16 protein-coding genes and 4 tRNA genes are annotated in these 19,270 nt (G+C 67.9%); 11 read left to right on the top strand and 9 right to left on the bottom strand.

Translation table 11 applies throughout. The features are described 5' to 3' along the window. Positions 1 to 17: 17 nt before the first annotated feature. Positions 18 to 1,202 (bottom strand): pyridoxal phosphate-dependent aminotransferase, encoded by a 1,185-nt coding sequence (locus ESP51_RS11865; RefSeq protein ID WP_129521109.1) that lies wholly within the window; start codon positions 1,200 to 1,202, stop codon positions 18 to 20. A gap of 126 nt (positions 1,203 to 1,328) precedes the next feature. Here ESP51_RS11865 and ESP51_RS11860 point away from each other — a divergent pair, with 126 nt between their 5' ends. Further along, the gene (locus tag ESP51_RS11860) at positions 1,329 to 2,138 is read left to right on the top strand and encodes a GNAT family N-acetyltransferase (RefSeq protein WP_129521108.1); all 810 of its coding nucleotides are present in this window, start codon (positions 1,329 to 1,331) and stop codon (positions 2,136 to 2,138) included. A gap of 119 nt (positions 2,139 to 2,257) precedes the next feature. Beyond that, positions 2,258 to 4,207, top strand: coding sequence for a 1-deoxy-D-xylulose-5-phosphate synthase (gene dxs / locus ESP51_RS11855; RefSeq protein WP_129521107.1), 1,950 nt, complete (start codon positions 2,258 to 2,260; stop codon positions 4,205 to 4,207). A 99-nt stretch (positions 4,208 to 4,306) separates the two neighbouring features. Here dxs and ESP51_RS11850 read toward each other — a convergent pair whose 3' ends face one another. The 4 genes from ESP51_RS11850 to ESP51_RS11835 form a co-directional block, all read right to left on the bottom strand. After that, the gene (locus ESP51_RS11850; protein WP_129521106.1) at positions 4,307 to 6,445 is read right to left on the bottom strand and encodes a 3-hydroxyacyl-CoA dehydrogenase NAD-binding domain-containing protein; all 2,139 of its coding nucleotides are present in this window, start codon (positions 6,443 to 6,445) and stop codon (positions 4,307 to 4,309) included. Next, positions 6,442 to 7,653: a thiolase family protein gene (locus tag ESP51_RS11845; protein WP_129521105.1), complete on the bottom strand. Its 1,212-nt coding sequence runs from the start codon at positions 7,651 to 7,653 to the stop codon at positions 6,442 to 6,444. The genes ESP51_RS11850 and ESP51_RS11845 overlap by 4 nt, the downstream gene beginning before the upstream one ends. 77 nt (positions 7,654 to 7,730) lie before the next feature. Further along, on the bottom strand, positions 7,731 to 8,927 hold the full coding sequence (locus ESP51_RS11840; RefSeq protein ID WP_129521104.1) for a ribonuclease D: 1,197 nt from the start codon (positions 8,925 to 8,927) through the stop codon (positions 7,731 to 7,733). Then, positions 8,920 to 9,510 (bottom strand): DUF3000 domain-containing protein, encoded by a 591-nt coding sequence (locus ESP51_RS11835; protein WP_129521103.1) that lies wholly within the window; start codon positions 9,508 to 9,510, stop codon positions 8,920 to 8,922. Before ESP51_RS11835 ends, ESP51_RS11840 begins: the two co-directional genes overlap by 8 nt. A 117-nt stretch (positions 9,511 to 9,627) precedes the next feature. On the opposite strand from ESP51_RS11835, the gene ESP51_RS11830 reads away from it, so the two are divergent. Continuing rightward, positions 9,628 to 10,815, top strand: coding sequence for an alpha/beta hydrolase family protein (locus ESP51_RS11830; RefSeq protein WP_164990499.1), 1,188 nt, complete (start codon positions 9,628 to 9,630; stop codon positions 10,813 to 10,815). Positions 10,816 to 10,818: 3 nt separating this feature from the next. On the opposite strand, the gene ESP51_RS11825 is transcribed toward ESP51_RS11830, so the two are convergent. Both ESP51_RS11825 and ESP51_RS11820 read right to left on the bottom strand, forming a co-directional pair. Further along, entirely contained in the window at positions 10,819 to 11,256 is a 438-nt protein-coding gene (locus ESP51_RS11825; RefSeq protein ID WP_129521101.1) for a SufE family protein, read from the bottom strand. 47 nt (positions 11,257 to 11,303) lie between these two features. Then, positions 11,304 to 12,203 (bottom strand): sulfurtransferase, encoded by a 900-nt coding sequence (locus tag ESP51_RS11820; protein WP_129521100.1) that lies wholly within the window; start codon positions 12,201 to 12,203, stop codon positions 11,304 to 11,306. A gap of 141 nt (positions 12,204 to 12,344) precedes the next feature. Here ESP51_RS11820 and zapE point away from each other — a divergent pair, with 141 nt between their 5' ends. The 3 genes from zapE (at position 12,345) to ESP51_RS11805 (ending at position 15,433) form a co-directional block, all read left to right on the top strand. Continuing rightward, entirely contained in the window at positions 12,345 to 13,397 is a 1,053-nt protein-coding gene (gene zapE, locus ESP51_RS11815; protein ID WP_129521099.1) for a cell division protein ZapE, read from the top strand. A gap of 162 nt (positions 13,398 to 13,559) precedes the next feature. After that, on the top strand, positions 13,560 to 14,822 hold the full coding sequence (locus tag ESP51_RS11810; protein ID WP_129521098.1) for an ammonium transporter: 1,263 nt from the start codon (positions 13,560 to 13,562) through the stop codon (positions 14,820 to 14,822). A gap of 59 nt (positions 14,823 to 14,881) precedes the next feature. After that, complete coding sequence (locus ESP51_RS11805; RefSeq protein WP_241843132.1) at positions 14,882 to 15,433, top strand: type II toxin-antitoxin system PemK/MazF family toxin; 552 nt, start codon at positions 14,882 to 14,884, stop codon at positions 15,431 to 15,433. A 25-nt stretch (positions 15,434 to 15,458) separates the two neighbouring features. Here the strand turns inward: ESP51_RS11805 and ESP51_RS11800 are convergent, their stop codons facing one another. Then, on the bottom strand, positions 15,459 to 15,818 hold the full coding sequence (locus ESP51_RS11800; RefSeq protein WP_129521097.1) for a VOC family protein: 360 nt from the start codon (positions 15,816 to 15,818) through the stop codon (positions 15,459 to 15,461). Between the two features lie 128 nt (positions 15,819 to 15,946). After that, positions 15,947 to 16,019: transfer RNA gene (locus tag ESP51_RS11795), tRNA-Val, on the bottom strand. A 227-nt stretch (positions 16,020 to 16,246) separates the two neighbouring features. Here ESP51_RS11795 and ESP51_RS11790 point away from each other — a divergent pair. The 5 genes from ESP51_RS11790 to ESP51_RS11770 all read left to right on the top strand — a co-directional run bounded on the left by ESP51_RS11790 (position 16,247) and on the right by ESP51_RS11770 (position 19,267). Then, positions 16,247 to 16,318: transfer RNA gene (locus ESP51_RS11790), tRNA-Gly, on the top strand. Between the two features lie 57 nt (positions 16,319 to 16,375). Beyond that, positions 16,376 to 16,449, top strand: a tRNA-Cys gene (locus ESP51_RS11785). A gap of 23 nt (positions 16,450 to 16,472) precedes the next feature. Beyond that, positions 16,473 to 16,547: transfer RNA gene (locus tag ESP51_RS11780), tRNA-Val, on the top strand. Between the two features lie 213 nt (positions 16,548 to 16,760). Then, entirely contained in the window at positions 16,761 to 18,707 is a 1,947-nt protein-coding gene (thrS, locus tag ESP51_RS11775) for a threonine--tRNA ligase (protein ID WP_241843134.1), read from the top strand. Continuing rightward, positions 18,704 to 19,267: an HIT family protein gene (locus tag ESP51_RS11770; RefSeq protein WP_129521095.1), complete on the top strand. Its 564-nt coding sequence runs from the start codon at positions 18,704 to 18,706 to the stop codon at positions 19,265 to 19,267. Before thrS ends, ESP51_RS11770 begins: the two co-directional genes overlap by 4 nt. Positions 19,268 to 19,270 lie beyond the last annotated feature (3 nt).

The raw sequence follows: 19,270 nt of genomic DNA, 5'->3' as shown, positions 1-19,270 counted from the left end.
GCACCGCCGTCGTTCGTTCAGGGCACCCTCCACGACGTGACCCCGAGGTCGGCGAGCGCCATGGCGAATCGGTCGCCGAGCTGCTCGAGGCGCGGCACGGGTTCACGACTGAAGACCAGGCGCAGATGCCGGTCGGCGATCGGCCCGCCCCACCCGGTCATGGGCGTCGCAGCCACGCGGTGGCGAATGAGCGCATGCGACAGCGCGTCGGGTTCGACCCCGAGCGCGCGTGAATCGAGGATCTGCGACCAGCCGCCCGCTGCAGCGAGCATGGGCAAGCCTCGCAGCTGATCGCAGACCGTGTCGCGTCGGCGCTGCCACTCGGCGAGACACCCGGCAAGACCATCGTCGGCGGCGGTGAGCGCTGCGAGCGCACCCGCCTGCGCGAAACCGCCGGCAACGAGGCCGTTGTAGATGTGCACGACCGCGAGGTCGGACATGACCGCCTCGGGGGCGACCATCCATCCGATCCGCCATCCGATCATGCGCTGCTCCAGCGAGACGGTGCCGACCACGATGGTGCGTTCGCGCATGCCCGGGTACGAAGCGGGGTGGATGACCTCGCCGTCGTCGAAGACGATTCCCTCCATCAGAGCCCAGTAGATGAGCCACAGATCGTGCTCGACGCAGAGGCGGGCGATCTCCCGCCACTCGGCGTCCGTGAGCAGGTATCCCGACGGGATCGACGGATTCTGCAACACGATCGCCCGCGTGGCGGGTCCGACGGACGCCGCGAGCTCGTCGAGGTCGAGCCGCCACGCGCCCTCCACGGCACGGATCGGCACCACCCGTGGCCGGGCCCCGGCGAGGAGGATGCGGTTCAGGATCCCCGCGTAGGTCGGATCGGTGATGATGACTTCGTCCCCGTGGTCGGTCACGGCGAGCAGCGCGTCGAGCAGGCCATCCCCATCGCTCGCGGTGATCACGACCTCGCTGTCGGGATCGTATTCCACACCCGATCGTGATCGCACCCGATCTGCCACGGCCAGACGGAGGTCGCGACGACCCGTGAACGGCAGATACGAGTTGGCCGTCAGCTCGCCGACTGCAGCCTTCGTCGCCTCGACGGCCTCTCTGGGCGGCGGCGCGTCGGTGTCGAGGTTCTCGAGTCGGAGGACGTCGGGATCGTCACCCGCCGCTGCCGCGACCTTGTCGATGCTGAATCCCGCGACCTCTGCGAGTCGCGCTGGGCGGACCGTCATGACAGCCTCCAGTCGGCCCGCATCATCGTCGGACCACGACGCCATTCTCCTCTCCGATGAGCGCCCTGCACCAGAGTCGACCTGCGTGATAGAGAGGTGACGTGCGAGTTTGCCGGGAGGGCAGCCATGACTGTTGTGCGAGATGACTTCTCGGCTGCTGCGCTGGCCGACGCCATCGAGGAGAACGGCGCCGAATTCCTCATGACCATGGGTCGCGCCGGCGGCGGTGAGGAGCGAGACGACGACAAGCTCCGCTGGACCATCGGCGGCTCGCCCATCGACTACCACAACGCCGTGGTTGGGGCGAACCTCGATGCGACCGGCGCCGATGCTGCGATCTCGGCGTCTCTCGCCGCGATGCGGGCCCATCGTGTGCCGGGAACCTGGCATCTGGGGCCGGGCATGAGCCCCGTCGATCTCGGCCGCCGGCTGGTGGACCGCGGCTTCATTCATGCCGGCGACGATATCGGTATGGCCGTCGACCTCCAGGGACTCCGGCCCCTGCAGCTGCCCTCCGGCCTCGCGGTCAGCCGAGTCCGGACGCAGGATGACCTCGCGGTCTGGGTGGAAACCCTTGGCAAGGGGTTCGGTGAAGGTCCCAAGGAGGCGGCATGGGTCGGGACCATCTTTTCGACGCTCGGCCTCGAACACGTTTCGTGGCGGCACTATCTGGGCCGGCTCGACGGCGAGCCGGTCGCCACGGCGACCCTGTTCCTCGGTGCCCGCGTGGCCGGCATCTACTTCGTCTTCACGGTGCCCGAAGCCCGGCACCGGGGGATCGGCGCAGCCCTGACCATGGCGCCGCTGCTCGAGGCACGGGCGCTCGGCTACCGCATCAGCGTCCTCGCAGCTTCCATGATGGGCGAACCGGTCTATCGCCGCCTCGGCTTCCGGGAATACTGTCGCATCGGGTTGTTCGAGTGGCGGGACAGGTAGCGTCCTTCTCCTCTCCGATCAGTACCCCGCACCAGAGTCGAGTGAGCGATCAAACGGCGTCGCGTAGAATCGATGGATGCCCCCGCCTCCGCTGGGGCTTGGTGAAAGGTGCTTCCCGGATGACCCTGCTCGAGACCATCTCCGGACCGCGAGACCTCGATGCGCTGAGTACCGAACAGCTTGAGCAGCTCGCACGCGAGATCCGCGAGTATCTCGTGGCATCCGTCTCGCAGACCGGAGGTCACCTCGGCCCCAACCTGGGCGTCGTCGAGCTCACGATCGCCATGCACCGGGTCTTCGACTCGCCGCGCGATGCGATCGTCTTCGACACCGGGCACCAGTCGTACGTGCACAAGCTCCTCACCGGACGCAGAGACCTCTCGACCCTTCGACAGACCGGTGGCCTCGCAGGGTATCCGCAGCGCTCGGAGTCCGAGCACGACATCGTCGAGAGCTCGCACGCGTCGAGCTCGCTCTCATGGGCCGACGGCATCTCGAAGGCGTTCGAGATGACCGGGCAGCACGACCGGCACGTCATCGCCGTCGTCGGCGACGGTGCCCTCACGGGCGGCATGACGTGGGAGGCGCTCAACAACATCTCCGACGACAACACGCGCAAGCTCATCGTCATCGTCAACGACAACGGACGCTCGTACGCTCCGACCATCGGCGGCATGGCGCGGTTCCTCAACACCGTGCGCACGAAGCAGACCTACCGCAACCTGCACCTGTCGAGCCGTCGGGTGTTCGATCGCCTCGGCGAGCCCGCGCGCGCCTTCTACCGCGGTGTGCGAGGTGGCCTGCACGGGTTCCTCAGCCGCTTCACTGGCAACGAAGCGCTCTACTCGAACCTCGACATCAAGTACATCGGCCCGATCGACGGCCACGACGAGCACGCGATGGAAGCTGCACTGCGCCAGGCGCGTGAGTACGGCGCCCCCGTGATCGTGCACGCCATCACCGACAAGGGCCGCGGCTACGAGCCCGCCCTCCGCGACGCTGCCGACCAGTTCCACGCCGTCGGCCAGATCGATCCCGAGACGGGCGAGTCCCTCGAACCGGCGTCGTCGCCGTCGTGGACCAACGTCTTCGCCGACGAGCTCGTGAACCTGGCCGAGCACAACGAACGGCTCGTGGGGATCACGGCGGCGATGCTGCGGCCCACCGGCTTGCACCGCATGGCGGAGCGCTTCCCGACCCGCGTCTTCGACGTCGGCATCGCCGAGCAGCACGCCGCCACGTCGGCGGCCGGGCTCGCGTTCGGCGGGCTGCATCCCGTCGTCGCCGTCTACGCGACCTTCATCAACCGCGCGTTCGACCAGGTGCTGATGGATGTCGCGCTGCACAAGGCGGGCGTGACGTTCGTGCTCGACCGCGCCGGCGTCACCGGTCCCGACGGGCCGAGCCACCACGGCGTATGGGACCTCTCGATCCTCCAGGTCGTGCCCGGCATCCGCATCGCGGCGCCGCGAGACTCCGTGCGCCTCGCGGAAGAACTCGCCGAGGCGGTCGCCGTCGACGACGGGCCGACCGTGCTGCGATTTCCCAAGGGCACCGTCGGCGTCGACTACGACGCGGTGCGCCGCGCCGACGACGGAGTCGACGTGCTCGCCGAATCGGACCGCAACGACGTGCTCATCGTCACCGTCGGACCGATGGCCGGTATCGGCCTCGCGGTCGCCGAACGGCTCGAAGCGCAGGGCATCGGCGCGACCGTCATCGACCCGCGTTGGGTCGTGCCCGTGCCACGAAGCCTCATCGGTCTCGCCGCCGAGCACCGCATCGTCGTGAGCATCGAAGACGGCATCCGCGTCGGCGGCATCGGCACCCGCATCCGCCAAGACCTGCGCCAGGCCGGCGTCGACACCGCGGTGACCGAGGTCGGGCTCCCCGACGAGTTCCTCGACCACGGGTCGCGCGCCGACATCCTCGAACGCGTCGGCCTCACGCCGCAGCACATCGCTCGCGACGTCACGGCGATGGTGCTCGGCTCGAAGCTCCCGCACGCCCGCGGAGTCTCGACCGACACCGGATCCACCACCGTGCGCGCAGGCTCCGGCGACCGCTGAGTCTCCGCCGCCTCCCGGTTGTGGCCACCGGCCGACCGCGAGCGGCCACGCAGACGGCAGCGGCCCCCGACTTCCGTCGAGGGCCGCTTCGTCGTTCGGCTACGCGCCGACACCCTTGATCGGCGGGTGGTGGAACGTGTCGCCGAAGACCCGTTCGCTCGCACCCACGCGGTCGAGGTAGGGCGTCACGCCGCCCATCTGGAACGGGAAGCCCGCGCCGAGGAGCATGCAGAGATCGACGTCTTCAGGTGCCTCGACGACGCCGTCTTCGAGCATGCGGTGCACCTCGTCGGCGAGGCCGTCTTGCAGACGAGTGAGGATCTCATCGGCCGTCAACGGGTTCTTGCCGCCCGACACGAGCTTCAGCGCGCCCTTGTCGAAGCCCTTGACCTTGCCCTTGTCGTCTTTGTCGAGGAGCTTGCCGTAGTCGGCGAGCTTGTGCAGGTTCTCGCTGCGGTAGAACCGGTCGGGGAACGCCGAGTGGTGGGTGTCGAGCACGTGAGCGCCGACCTTGAGTCCCACGAGGTCGAGCAGCTGCGACGGAGGCATCGGCAGCCCGAGCGGCGCGATGGCCTCGTCGACGACCTCGAACGAGGTGCCGTTGTCGACGGCGTACATCGCCTCGCCGAGGAGCTTCGCGAGCACGCGATTGACCACGAAACCGGGAGTATCGGCGGTGATCACGGCGTTCTTCTTCAGGTTCTTCGCCGTGACCATCGCGGTCGACAGCGTCGCGTCATCTGTGTGCGGGGTCTTCACGACCTCGATGAGCGGCATGACCGCGACGGGCGTGAAGAAGTGGAATCCGACGACGCGCTCGGGGTGCTCGAGCTTCGCCCCGATCTGCTCGACCGACAGCGACGACGTGTTCGTGGCGAGCACGGCTTCGGGGGAGACGAACTGCTCCACCTCGGCGAACACGTTCTGCTTGATCTCGAGCTCCTCGAAGACCGCCTCGATCACCCAGTCGCAGTCCGCGAAATCGGCCTTGTCGGTGGTGCCGGTGACGAGTGCCTTCAACCGGTTCGCCTCATCGGGGGAGATGCGGCCCTTGCCGAGGAGGGCCTCGATCTCTTCGGTGATGTGGGCGACGCCCTTGTCGACGCGCTCCTGGTCGAGGTCGGTGATGACGACCGGAACCCGCAGACGGCGCACGAACAGCAGGGCGAGCTGGCTCGCCATGTATCCGGCGCCGAGCACGCCGACCTTCGTGACCTTCTTCGCGAGCGCCGTGTCGGGCGCACCGGCGGGTCGCTTCGCGCGCTTCTGCACGAGATTGAAGGCATAGACGGATGCCTGGAGCTGGTCGCCCGCGATGAGCTCGGCGAGCGCTTCGTCTTCACGCGCGAACGCCTCGGCCTTCGAGCCGTTCTTCGCGGCCTTCAGCAGGTCGAGGGCGATGTACGGCGACCTCGGCACCGATCCGATGCGGCTCTTCAGCATCTTCGAGGCGATGCCGATCGCGACATCCCACTTCACGAGCCGCTCGACCTTGCCGGGCTCGTTCGGGCGCTTGACCTTGATGCGGCCGGACACGACCCCGTCTGCCCACCTGATCGAGTCCTCGAGGAAGCTCACCGCCGGGAACAGCGCATCGGCGATGCCGAGCTCGAGCACATCCGACGCCTTGAGCGTGCGGTTCTGCTTCAGCGGGTTCTCGATGACGACCTTCAGCGCGTTCTCGATGCCGATGAGGTTCGGCAGCAGGTAGGCGCCGCCCCAACCCGGGATGAGCCCGAGGAACACCTCGGGAAGCGCGACGGCCGGAACCGAGGCATCCACGGTGCGGTAGTCGGCGTTCAGCGCGATCTCGAGACCGCCGCCGAGCGCGAGGCCGTTGATGAAGGCGAACGACGGCACGCCGAGTTCTGAGGCCTTGCCGAGCGCGTAGTGCCCGAGCTGTCCCATCTTGCGCGCGGTCTCGGCGTCGGGGATCTCGGCGACCTTGGTGAGGTCGGCGCCCGCGGCGAGGATGAACGGCTTGCCGGTCACACCGACGGCGTGGATCTCACCCGCCGACGCGCGCGCCTTCAGGGCGTCGAGCGTCTTCGCGTATTCGAGTAGCGAGACCGGGCCGAGGGTGTTCGGCCGAGTGTGGTCGCGTCCGTTGTCGAGCGTGACGAGCGCGAGGGTCTTGCCGTCGGAGAGGGGGATATCGCGCACGAACGAGCGCGTGACCACCTCGTCGTCGGAGAGGGCGGCGAGCGAATCGAAGTCGATGGTCGTGTAGTCGGTCATCCGCGGGCCTTCTTCGCCTTCTTGTTGAAGTTCGGGTTCTCCCAGATCATGGTGCCGCCCTGGCCGAGGCCGACGCACATGCTCGTGATGCCGTAGCGCACGTCGGGACGCTCGGTGAACTGGCTCGCGAGCTGGTTCATGAGGCGCACGCCCGAGGAGGCGAGCGGATGCCCCACCGCGATCGCACCGCCCCACGGGTTGACTCGGGGGTCGTCGTCGGCGATGCCGTAGTGATCGAGGAACGAGAGCACCTGCACGGCGAACGCCTCGTTCATCTCGAAGAGGTCGATGTCGTCGATGGAGAGGCCCGCCTTGCGCAGCGCCTTCTCGGTGGCGGGAATGGGGCCGATGCCCATGATCTCGGGGTCGACACCGGCGAAGGCGAAGCTCACGAGCTTCATCTTCGGCGTCAGTCCGAGCTCCTTCGCCGCGGCGCCGGAGGCGAGGATCGCCGCCGTCGCGCCGTCGTTCAGGCCCGAGGCGTTGCCCGCGGTGATGCGGCCGTGCGGACGGAACGGCGTCTTCAACGCTGCGAGGCCCTCGAGCGTCGTCTCGGGGCGCATCATCTCGTCACGCGTGGCGAGACCCCAGCCCTCCTCGGTGCGGATCGCAATCGGCACGAGGTCTTGCTGGATCTTGCCGGCGGCGTACGCGGCAGCCGTCTTCTGCTGGCTCGCCATCGCATACCGGTCGCTTCGCTCCTTCGTGAGCTGCGGGAACCGGTCGTGGATGCGCTCGGCGGTCGCGCCCATCACGAGGGCGTCCTCGCCCACGAGGCGCTCGCTCAGGAAGCGTGGATTCGGGTCGACGCCCGACCCCATGGGGTGGTGGCCCATGTGCTCGACGCCGCCCGCGATGGCGAGGTCGTACATGCCGTATCCGATCGACCCCGACATCATCGCGGTGGCCGTCATGGCGCCGGCGCACATGCGGTCGATCGAGAAGCCCGGCACGGTCTTCGGGAGCCCTGCGAGCAGCGCCGCCGTACGACCGATGGTCAGGCCCTGGTCGCCGGTCTGCGTCGTGGCCGCGATCGCGACGTCGTCGATGCGTTCCTTCGGTACGTTCGGGTTGCGTTCGAGGAGCGCGACGATCGCCTTCACGACGAGGTCATCGGCTCGGGTGTTCCAGTACATGCCCTTGTCGCCGGCCTTGCCGAACGGGGTGCGGACCCCGTCGACGAACACGACTTCAGCTTGATCAGCCACGCTGCAGCTCACTTTCGATCAGGATGTCTCCGATCCTACGAAGCGCGTTGTGGGGCCGCTGAATCGCTTGACGGAACCTACGAAGCGCTCGTCGCGGCGTCCTCGACGGTTTGTGCCGCCTCGACAAAGGCATCGGCGATTGTCTGTGAGGTTGCCTCAATCTGCCATGGTCGGGCGCCGAGCCTCGCGAGCACCTCGCCGACGGCGTCGGCCGTGACCTCGGCGGGCGGGCTCCACGCGACGCGTCGCAAGTGGTCGGGAGTCAGCAGGTTCTCGACCGGCATCTCGACCTGCTCGGCGATGTCGAGGATCCCGGCACGCGCGATGCGGAGCCGCGCGTCGGCCTCGGGATTGCGCGCAGCCCAGGCGCGCGGCGGAGGTGGCGAGTCATTCGGCACGCGCACGGCCGGCAGATCGGTGGTCGTGAGGCCGCGCTCGATGGCCGCCCACCAGCGATCCAGCTCGGAACGGCTCGCTCGCCCGTTGAACTCGCGGAGGTCGGCGAGGGCGCGTCGGGTCGTCGGCATCACGCGGGCCGCGGCCAGCAGGGAGGCATCCGGAACCAGGCGGCCCGGTGCCACATCGAGCTCGGAGGCAAGCGCATCACGTGTCAGCCACAGCTCGCGCGCGACCGCCAGGTTGCGGGCGTTGCGCATCGCGTGGATGCCCGAGAGTCGTCGCCACGGTTCGGCCGCCGCGGGCTTCGCCTCTTTGTGCAGCACGGCGTCGAACTCCTGCGCGGCGATATCGGCCTTGCCCGTCTCGTCGAGCCGTGCGCCGAGCTTCTCGCGGATGTCGATGAGCAGCTCGACGTCGAGCGCCGCGTAGCGGAGCCACGATTCGGGCAATGGGCGGGTCGACCAGTCGGATGCCGAATGCTCCTTCGCGAGCCGGATGTCGAGGAGCTCCTCCACGACCGACGCGAGCCCGACGCGCGGCATCCCGAGCAGCCTCGCGGCGAGCTCGGTATCGAAGATGCGCTCGGGATCGAGGCCGACCTCTCGGAGGCACGCAAGGTCCTGGCTCGCCGCGTGCAGCACCCATTCGTCGGAGTGGATGGCGCCCTGGAGAGCCGAGAAGTCGGGGATCTGCGGCGGATCGAAGAGGAACGTCCCGGATCCGCGGCGATACATCTGAATGAGGTAGGCGCGCTGCGAATAGCGGAAACCGCTCGCGCGCTCGGCGTCGACGGCGATCGGACCCTCGCCGCCGGCGAGACGCGCGACGGCGTCATCGAACTCGGCGGGAGACTCGATCACCCGGAATTCATCCACGGTTGGACCTCCGACGGGGAAGGGCGGTCACCCCTTCCGATCTGGGCGGCAGTCCTGCCAACATGCACAACAACTCGCTCCAGCCTTCCACATGTGCGCCCGCAGACGAATCGAGGGGGGTCCAGGAGGCCCGCAACTCGATCTGCGCACCGTCGCCCTGGCGTGCGAGTTCGCCGAATCCGGTGGAGAGGATCTTCGTCGCGGTGCCGGATGCCGCGATGTATCGTGCGCCGCGAGCGTCGAGTGCATCGACGAGCCACGACCACGCGACATCCGCGAGGAACGGGTCGAGTCCGATGTCGGTCTCGAGGGGTGCCTGCGCGAAGCACACGACCCGGAACCGTCCGCCCCACGCCTCGGGCTCGCTGGGATCGTAGAGGAGCACGAATCGCCCCGTGCCGAGTTCGGAGTCGTCGCCGTGGCGGCTCGGCATGACATCCGCCGACAGGGCCACGGCGTAGGGGGCGAGCGAGCCCGGCGCCGGAATCTCGGTGACCACGAGCTCAGGACGCGGCGAGGCCGCACGCAGCGAGTCGAGTGCGGCCGCGAACTCGGGCGGCGGAGCGATCGCAGAGTCGGGCACGAGTGCAGACTAGAGTCTCGACTGGGGCGGATGCCGACGGCACGCCGCACCGCATGCACACGATGACCGCTTCGCTCTGGGAGGGCACGGATGAGTCGGCGCGAGAGCACGGCAAGGATGATCGGGATCGCAGCGGGAGCCTCGGCTCTCCTCATCGCCGGGGTCGCCGCGCTGACCGCGGCCGTGACGGTGCGCTTCGCGCGCAAGGTCGTGATCCCGATCTCCACTCGGGAGGAAGACGTGCGCGTCATCGGGGTCGACCTCGCGAGCGGTGCGATCACGCTCGCGACATCCGACGAGGCTCGCATGAGCGGACGCTACGGCTTCTGGTTCGACCGTGACGCCGGACACGCCCGCCTCGGCGACGTCATCGACGACGAGCACCGCACGGTGCGTCGCCGCATCGAGTCCGTCGACTTCGGGCGCCTCGAGCGCACGTCGCGCGGGCGCATGAACGCGTCGTTCCACCTCGGTCCGTGGGAGCTCGGGCACCCGTACGAGAACGTGGTCGTCGAGACGTCGCTCGGCCCGGCGCCCGCGTGGCTGGTGCCCGCGGAGTCGCCGTCGGGCCGCTGGGTGATCCAGGTGCACGGCCGGGGCGCGACGCGTCACGAGGCCCTGCGCGCGGTCGAGCCCGCGCGGGAGGCGGGGTGGAACTCCCTGCTCATCTCCTATCGGAACGACGGCGAAGCGCCCGAGAGCGAGGATCGTCGCTATGGGCTCGGCGGAACGGAATGGGCCGACGTCGTCGCCGCAGTGCAGTTCGCGGTCGACCACGGGGCCCAGCACGTGGTGCTCATGGGGTGGTCGATGGGCGGATCGATCGTGTTGCAGGCGGTGCTCCGCTCCGCTGCGGTGCGCGAGCGGCTCGTCGGCATCATGCTCGACTCGCCGGCGATCGACTGGGTGGACATCCTCAGATTCCAAGGGCGGGCGTCGAGGCTGCCGAACGGCATGGCCGATGCGGTGGCGCGCGTTCTCGGCGGACCGTTCAGCGGCGGCCTGACGGGGCTCGCAGCCCCCATCACGTTCGCCGAGCTCGACCCGGTTGCCCGCGCCGAGGAGTTCGCGGTGCCGATCCTGCTCATGCACAGCGTCGACGACGGGCTCGTACCGATCGACGGTTCCCGACGATTCGCCGCCGCGCGGCCCGATCTCATCGAGTTCGAGGTCTTCGAGGGTGCGCGGCACACGAAGCTCTGGAATCACGACCCCGAGCGATGGACGAACCTCATCGCGGGCTGGCTCGCACGGCGCGCAGAGGGCGTCGAACGACTCGGCGACGAAGCGCAGATCGTCGGCTGAGGATCAGCCCGCGAGGCGCTGACGCAGCTGACGCTTGGTGCGGGCGAGCATCCCCGTCATGCCGCGGACCCGCAGTGGGGAGACGGCCTCGCCGAGTCCGAGCGACTGCGGGTAGTCGTCGGGGATCGCGAACACCTCGTCGACCGTGAGACCGTCGAGGCCCTGCGCGAGGATCGAGGCGAAGCCGCGCGTCGTCGGCGATTCGGCCGGCGCGGTCGCGTAGAGGTGCACGCGGCCTTCATCGACCTCGAGGAAGATGAAGACCGGGGACTGGCACTCCTCGACCCGCTCGAGCAGGTCGGGGTGGTCGGCGTATCGCGCCGGCAGGGCGGGCAGCTCGTTCGAGAACTCGAGCAGCAGCTGCAGGCGATCGCGCACGTCGAGCGCGAGGAAGTCCTCGCGGGTCTCGGCGAGTCGGGCGGGCAGGGTCGTGGCATCCATCGGTTCTATTGTCCCACTCCAGTCTGCGACCCCGCCCGCGCCGCCGCTCAGCGGCTCGGAACCTCGCCGCGCTCGGCGCCCGTGACGATCGGCACGCGCACGGCGCTGCCCCACTCGGTCCACGATCCGTCGTAGTTGCGCACGTTCTCGAAGCCGAGGAGGTGGGTGAGCACGAACCACGTGTGGCTGGAGCGCTCGCCGATGCGGCAGTACGCGATCACGTCGTCGCCGTCGGCGAGACCGACCTCGTCGCGGTAGATGGCATCGAGCTCTTCACGCGTCTTGAACGTGCCGTCGCCGGCGGCGGCACGAGCCCACGGAACGGATGCCGCGGTGGGGATGTGCCCGGCGCGCAGCGCGCTCTCTTCGGGGTAGGCGGGAGCGGTCGTGCGCTCCCCGTTGTACTCCTCGGGCGAGCGCACGTCGATGAGCGGATTGCCGAAGTGCGCGAGCACGTCGTCTTTGAACGCGCGGATGGCGGAGTCATCGCGCTTCACGACGGGGTATTCGACGGGTGTCGCCTGGGGGACGTCGGTCGTGATCTCGCGGCCCTCGGCGATCCACAGGTCGCGACCGCCGTCGAGGAGGCGCACGTCTTCGTGGCCGAAGAGCGTGAACACCCAGAGAGCGTACGCGGCCCACCAGTTGTTCTTGTCGCCGTAGATGACGACCGTCGAGTCTCGCGAGATGCCCTTCGAGCCGAGCAATGCGGCGAACTGCTCGTCGTCGACGTAGTCGCGGACGACGGGGTCGTTGAGGTCGGTGTGCCAGTCGATCTTCACCGCACCCGGGATGTGCCCGGTCTCGTAGAGGAGCACGTCTTCATCGGATTCGACCACGACGAGGCCGGGTTCACCGAGGTGTTCGGCGAGCCACTGGGTGGTGACGAGACGCTCCGGGTGGGCGTACTCGGCGAACTTCGCTGCGGAGTCGAACTCGGCGGACATGGGACCTCCTGGGATCGTCCGATCGGACGGGCTGTGCGGGGGAGCGGACTAGGCTGTTGACCTGTCCACCTCGAATCTACGCGGCGCGGCGGTCGAAGTCAGTACCCCCGTCATCCGGTGCAATACGGGAGCCACTCAAGCATGACCTCGGCATCGACCAACGTCCTCATCCGCCTCATCGAGCGAAATCCGTCGATCTCCGGTGCCGAGATCGCCTCCGAGCTGGTGCCGCCGCCGCAGTTCGAGCACGCGTCGTTCGAGTCCTATCGGCCCGACCCCGACTTCCCCTCCCAGCAGGAGGCGCTCGATCGGCTCGGCGAGTTCGCGGCCGTCTGGCGCGCGCAGCGGCCCGGCGGGTTCTTCTCGCGGAACCGCAAGCCCAAGGCGGAGCTGCCCGGCGTCTACCTCGACGGCGGATTCGGCGTGGGCAAGACCCACCTGCTCGCCGCGCTCTGGCACATCGCGCCAGGACCCAAGTACTTCGGCACCTTCATCGAGTACACGGCGCTCGTCGGCGCGCTCGGCTACGCGGCCGCGCTGAACCTGCTCAGGGGCGCGCGGCTCATCTGCATCGACGAGTTCGAGCTCGACGATCCGGGCGACACGATGCTCATGACCAGGTTCCTCGGCGAGCTCATGGCCGGCGGCACGCGAGTCGCGGCGACGTCGAACACGCCTCCGAACGCGCTCGGTGAGGGTCGCTTCGCGGCAGCCGACTTCCTGCGCGAGATCCATGCCCTCTCCGCGAACTTCCAGACGCACCGCATCGATGGCCTCGACTACCGGCGCCGCGACACCGAGGGGCACGCGGAGGCCCTTCCCGACACGGCCGACGTCACCCGCACCGCCGAGGCCCTCGCGTCACGCGGGCATCTCGTGTCGCTTGACGGGTTCGACGAGCTCATCGCACATCTCGCCACGGTGCATCCAGCGAAGTACATCAAGCTCATCGACGGCGTCGAGATCATCGCGCTCGAGGGCGTGCACGAACTGAACGACCAGAACGCCGCCCTGCGGCTCGTCGCGTTCATCGACCGCGTCTACGACGCCGAGGTGCCCATCGTCGCGAGCGGCATCCCCCTCGATGAGGTCTTCGACGGCGAGATGATGGCCGGCGGCTACCGCAAGAAGTACCTGCGCGCGATGTCGCGGATGATCGCGCTGACGACCGGCGAACTACCGCCGCACGACTGAATCACGGCTCGATTCACATCGAACGCCCCGCGATCCGAAACATGCTGTTTACATACCGCTCGTTTACGTAACGGCTCGGAAACGGAACGCGATCCGATCGGAAACCTCAGCTGGTGAAACTGGGGCCCACAGGATCCCCCTGATTTCCGAGAGAGGTTCGAGATGGATCAAGGCAACACAGCGTTCCTACTGATCATGGCGGCATTGGTGCTGCTCATGACTCCCGGGCTCGCGTTCTTCTACGGCGGACTCGTCAAGGCCAAGAGCGTCATCAGCATGATGATGATGAGCTTCGGCGCCATCGGCCTCATCGGAGTCCTCTGGGTGCTGTACGGCTACGCGATCGCGTTCCCGGGCGCGGAGGGCCTCGTTGCGCCCTGGTCCATCGACTGGTCGGCGCTCGGTCTGACCAGCCTTCTGGAAACTCCCGAAGACGCTGCCTACCCGCCGCTCGCGTTCGTGGCGTTCCAGGCGACCTTCGCGATCATCACGGTCGCGCTCATCTCGGGTGCGATCGCCGACCGTGCCAAGTTCGGCGCCTGGATGATCTTCGCGGGAGTGTGGGCGACGCTCGTCTACTTCCCCGTCGCGAGCTGGGTGTTCAACTTCGGCCTTGCAGATGACGGCAGCTTCGCCTACGGAGGCTGGATCACCTACGGGATGCAGGAGTTCTTCGGTGTCGGTGCGCTCGACTTCGCCGGTGGTACCGCGGTGCACATCAACGCCGGTGCTGCTGCACTCGCCCTGGCCCTCGTGCTCGGCAAGCGTGTCGGCTTCTCGAAGGGTGCACACGTTCCCCACAACCCGCCCTTCGTGCTCCTCGGCGCCGGCCTCCTCTGGTTCGGCTGGTTCGGCTTCAATGCGGGCTCCGAGCTCGCCGCTGACGGCGCCGCCGCGCTCGCGTGGATCAACACGCTGGCGGCACCGGCTGCGGCTCTGCTCGCCTGGCTCGTCGTGGAGAAGATCAGGGATGGCAAGCCGACCTCCGTCGGAGCCGCATCTGGCGCCGTCGCGGGTCTCGTCGCCATCACGCCGGCGTGTGCGTTCCTGACGCCGTTCTGGGCGATCGTGCTCGGTATCGTCGCTGGAGCCGTATGTGCCCTCGCGGTCGACCTGAAGTTCAAGCTCGGCTTCGACGACTCGCTCGACGTGGTCGGCATCCACCTCGTCGGCGGCCTCATCGGCACGCTCTACCTGGGCTTCTTCGCGAACGGCACCGGTCTCATCTACAGCGGCAACCTCACGCAGCTGCTCGTGCAGGCGATCGCGGCCTTCTCGGTCATGATCTACTCGTTCGTGCTCGCCTTGGTCATCGGGTTCGTCATCCAGAAGACGATCGGGTTCCGCGTGAAGAACGAGGACGAGATCGCCGGCATCGACACGGTCGTGCACGGCGAAGAGGGCTACAAGCTCGAGACCGTCTGATCGACCGCTTGGTCCCCCGGGGGACCCGAGGGCGGTGAGGAAGCGGCTGGTGTGCGGGTGTGTCGAACACCAGCCGCTTCCTCACCGCCCTCGGGCGTGTCATCAGCTCGTTGTCCCGAGGCGGTCGGCAGCAGGGTTCGACGGATGTCACGAGCCCCTCGTCCGTCGCGATCGACGAGCGCTCTCCGGGGCAGTCGGGCGCGTTCGCCACGGTCGAGATCGACCCGCGCCGACTCCGCGGAGTACGGCTCGCCTACGCACCGACTCGCGACGGCGATCCCGATCCCGGTGAGATCGTCTGGACGTGGGTGCCGTTCGAGGAGCGCGACGGCCGCGGCAAGGACCGCCCGGTTGTGATCGTCTCAGCGGCGGCGACTCCAGGCGGGGGATTCCTCGCCGTGCAGCTCACGAGCAAGCCGCACGACGGCGACCCCGACTTCGTCTCGCTCGGCGACGGCGCGTGGGATCTCGAGGGGCGGCCGAGCTGGGCCCGCATCGACCGAGTCTTCCGTGTGCACACCGACGGAATGCGCCGTGAGGCGGCCTCGCTCGATGCCGATCGCTTTCGGCTCCTGGCCGACGTGCTGCGCCGCCGCTACGGCTGGACCTGACGCCGTCGTCCACCTCCGCGAGCCGTCAGTGTCGCGGCGGGCGATGCAGTCCGAACGGCGATCCCTGATCGTCGCGGCAGAGCCGGAACTCGCCGTAGATCGCGACGGATTCCTCGTCGCCGGCATCAGCGATCGGCTCCGCCGTGCCGCCCAGGCGTTCGACCGCCGCGACCGCGGCCTCGAGGTCGTCCACACGGAAGAAGACGTACGGTGAGGCTCCTGCGTCGCCGCCGTGGACGCCCGCCGGTACACCGACTCCGCTGATGACATAGCCGTCGCCGCCCGGGCCGGGTTCGAACGACCACCCGAAGAGCTTCCCGTAGAACGATCGGGCCGTCATGGCATCCGTCGCCCCGAATTCGATGAACGACACTTCGCCGGCCATGGTGCCTCCTCGCGTCGATGCGATCCTCTGCGTCACGCTAGACGCCCGGAGGAGATGCCACAACGGGCGGAGCGGGCCGGAGATGGGGGAGAAACTGAAGAACGCCCCCAGCGGAGTGGGGGCGTACGTGGGCGATGCCGGGCTCGAACCGACGACCTCTTCCGTGTGAAGGAAGCGCGCTACCAGCTGCGCCAATCGCCCAAATGCTGCGGTTTCAGAACTCGTCATGACCGCGGATTCGATACTAGCCGACGCGACAGGCCGAATGCACATCGGGCGTGACCGCGGGACGCGTGGCCATCGACACGCCCGGGAAACGGGCCCCGAATCCGCGACTGACCGGGCGGAACCGGCCACACGGCCGCCTCGGTTTGTGAATCGATCGGGGAATCCGTTAGAGTCTCTCTGCACGCAGTAATGCGGGCAATGCGGATGTGGCGCAGTGGTAGCGCATCACCTTGCCAAGGTGAGGGTCGCGAGTTCGAATCTCGTCATCCGCTCTGATCAGGATCGGGCGAAAGCCCGATTCCTGTTCTTTTGGTGGTGAACCCATACACGGTGGATTGGCCGAGAGGCGAGGCAGCGGCCTGCAAAGCCGTATACACGGGTTCGAATCCCGTATCCACCTCCAAGCTGAGAACCCGTTCTCGACTTGGGCGATTGGCGCAGCGGTAGCGCGCTTCCCTGACACGGAAGAGGTCACTGGTTCGATCCCAGTATCGCCCACCACGAAGCCCCGGCTCTATGCCGGGGCTTTTCTTGTTCCTCCGTGACATCACGACGCGATCTCGAGCACCAACGACGGGTGGCTGATGCGGGTGCTGTACCAGGCAGGGGCCACGGCGGCGCCGCACTACAGTTGAAGGGTTCGTTTCGACTCACAGGGAGTGGTACACAGTGGCCGACGGCTTCGAGCTCTTCACCGATCGATCCGTTGTCGCGATGCGCGTCAACGGCGAGCTCAAGGACCTCGCGACGACGGTGACCGAGACCGATGTCGTAGAGCCCGTGACGATCGACTCGCCCGACGGCCTCGACATCCTCCGCCACTCCACTGCCCACGTTCTGGCGCAAGCCGTGCAGGCGGTCAATCCCGACGCGAAGCTCGGCATCGGCCCGCCCGTCACCGACGGCTTCTACTACGACTTCGACGTCACCGAGGCGTTCACGCCCGAAGACCTGAAGGCGCTCGACAAGGAGATGGCCCGAATCATCCGTGCCGGCCAGCGCTTCATGCGCAGGGTCGTGACGGATGACGCGGCGCGCGAGGAACTCGCGAGCGAGCCCTACAAGCTCGAGCTCATCGGGCTGAAGGGCGCAGCCGGACACGGCGAGTCGAGCGGCGACGACCACGAGTCGGTCGAGGTCGGCGCGGGCGAACTCACGATCTACGACAACGTCGACCCGAAGAGCGGCGAGACCGTCTGGAAAGACCTCTGCCGCGGCCCGCACCTGCCGAACACCCGCATGATCGGCAATGGCTGGTCGCTCACTCGCATCGCCGCCGCCTACTGGCGCGGGTCCGAGAAGAACCCGCAGCTGCAGCGCATCTACGGCACCGCGTGGCCGACGAAAGACGAGCTGCGCGCCTACCAGCACCGGCTCGAGGAGGCGGCGAAGCGCGACCACCGCAAGCTCGGGCGCGAACTCGACCTGTTCAGCTTCCCCGAGGAGATCGGCTCCGGGCTCTCGGTGTGGCACCCGCGCGGCGGCATCGTGCGCATGGAGATGGAGCAGCACGCGCGGCGTCGTCACATCGCCGACGGCTACACGTACGTCTACACGCCGCACATCTCGAAGGAGGATCTCTTCCTCCAGTCGAACCACCTCATCACCTACAAGGAGGGCATGTTCCCTCCCATCCGCATGGATGAGGAACGCGACGCCGACGGCAACGTCACGAAGCAGGGCCAGGACTACTACCTGAAGCCCATGAACTGCCCGATGCACATCCTCATCTACAAGGAGCGCGGCCGCAGCTACCGCGACCTGCCGATGCGGCTCGCTGAGAACGGCACCGTGTACCGGAACGAGCTCTCCGGCGCGCTGCACGGACTCACCCGGGTGCGCGGCTTCACGCAAGACGACTCGCACCTCTTCGTCACCCCGGATCAGCTCGAGGAGGAAGCCACCAAGGTCATCGCATTCGTCATCTCGATGCTGCGCGACTTCGGCCTCGACGATTTCGAACTCGAGCTCTCGATGCGCGATGACCAGAAAGACAAGTGGATCGGCTCCGAGGAGTTCTGGGAATACTCCACGAACGCGCTCCGCAACGTCGCCCGAGCGAGTGGGCTAAAGCTCACCGAGATGCCCGGCGAGGCGGCGTTCTACGGACCGAAGATCGACCTGAAGACACGTGACGCGATCGGCCGCACCTGGCAGCTCTCGACCGTGCAGGTCGATCCCAACCTGCCCGAGCGCTTCGAACTCGAGTTCACCGATCGCGACGGTCAGCGCAAACGCCCCATCATGATCCACCGGGCACTGTTCGGCTCGATCGAGCGGTTCTTCGCCATCCTTCTCGAGCACTACGCCGGAGCATTCCCGGTCTGGCTCGCTCCGGTGCAGGTCGTCGGCATTCCCGTCGCCGACGAGTACGCCGACTACCTCGGCGACATCATCGAGCAGCTGAAACGCGCCGGCGTGCGAGCGGAACTCGACACGAGCGACGATCGCATGCAGAAGAAGATCCGCACGCACACCACGCAGAAGATTCCGTTCCAGCTCATCGCGGGCGAGAACGATCGCGCGGGTGAGACGGTCAGCTTCCGATTCCGCGACGGCAGCCAGGAGAATGGCGTGCCGATCCCCGAAGCGGTCTCGCTCATCCTCCTCGCCATCGACGATCGCCGACAGGTGACCACGAGGGACGACTTGTTCGCATGACGGCCTACCAGCCCGACGAGTTCGATGGCGTGCCGACGGATGCCGCGGCCGATCTCGCCGGCGTGCCCGATGCGTTCCAGCGCCTCTGGACGCCGCACCGGCTCGTCTACATCCAGCACGGGCAGCAGCCCGACGAGCACGCCTGTCCGTTCTGCCGCGCGCCCGAGATGAGCGACGAGCAATCGCTCATCGTCGCTCGAGGCGAGCACGCCTACGTCCTGCTGAACCTCTACCCGTACAACAGTGGTCACCTGCTCGTGTGCCCGTACCGCCACGTCGCGACGTACGACGAGGCGACGCCCGACGAGATCGCCGAGATCGGCGAGCTCACGCAGATCGCGATGCGGGTCGTGAAGCAGGTCTCGCACTGCGACGGGTTCAACATCGGCATGAACCAGGGCCGCATCGCCGGAGCCGGCATCGCCGAACACCTGCACCAGCACCTCGTGCCGCGCTGGGCGCTCGACTCGAACTTCTTCCCGATCATCGCCGGCACGAAGGCGCTGCCGCGCCTCCTCGGCGAGGTGCGGCAGGAGATCGCCGACGCCTGGCCGGCCTGAACC

It is taken from the genome of Agromyces albus (genome assembly GCF_004134825.1).
GTDB lineage: Bacteria > Actinomycetota > Actinomycetes > Actinomycetales > Microbacteriaceae > Agromyces > Agromyces albus.
Note: the sequence above shows the minus strand (reverse complement) of the source record. Positions and strands in the feature narration are given on the sequence as shown.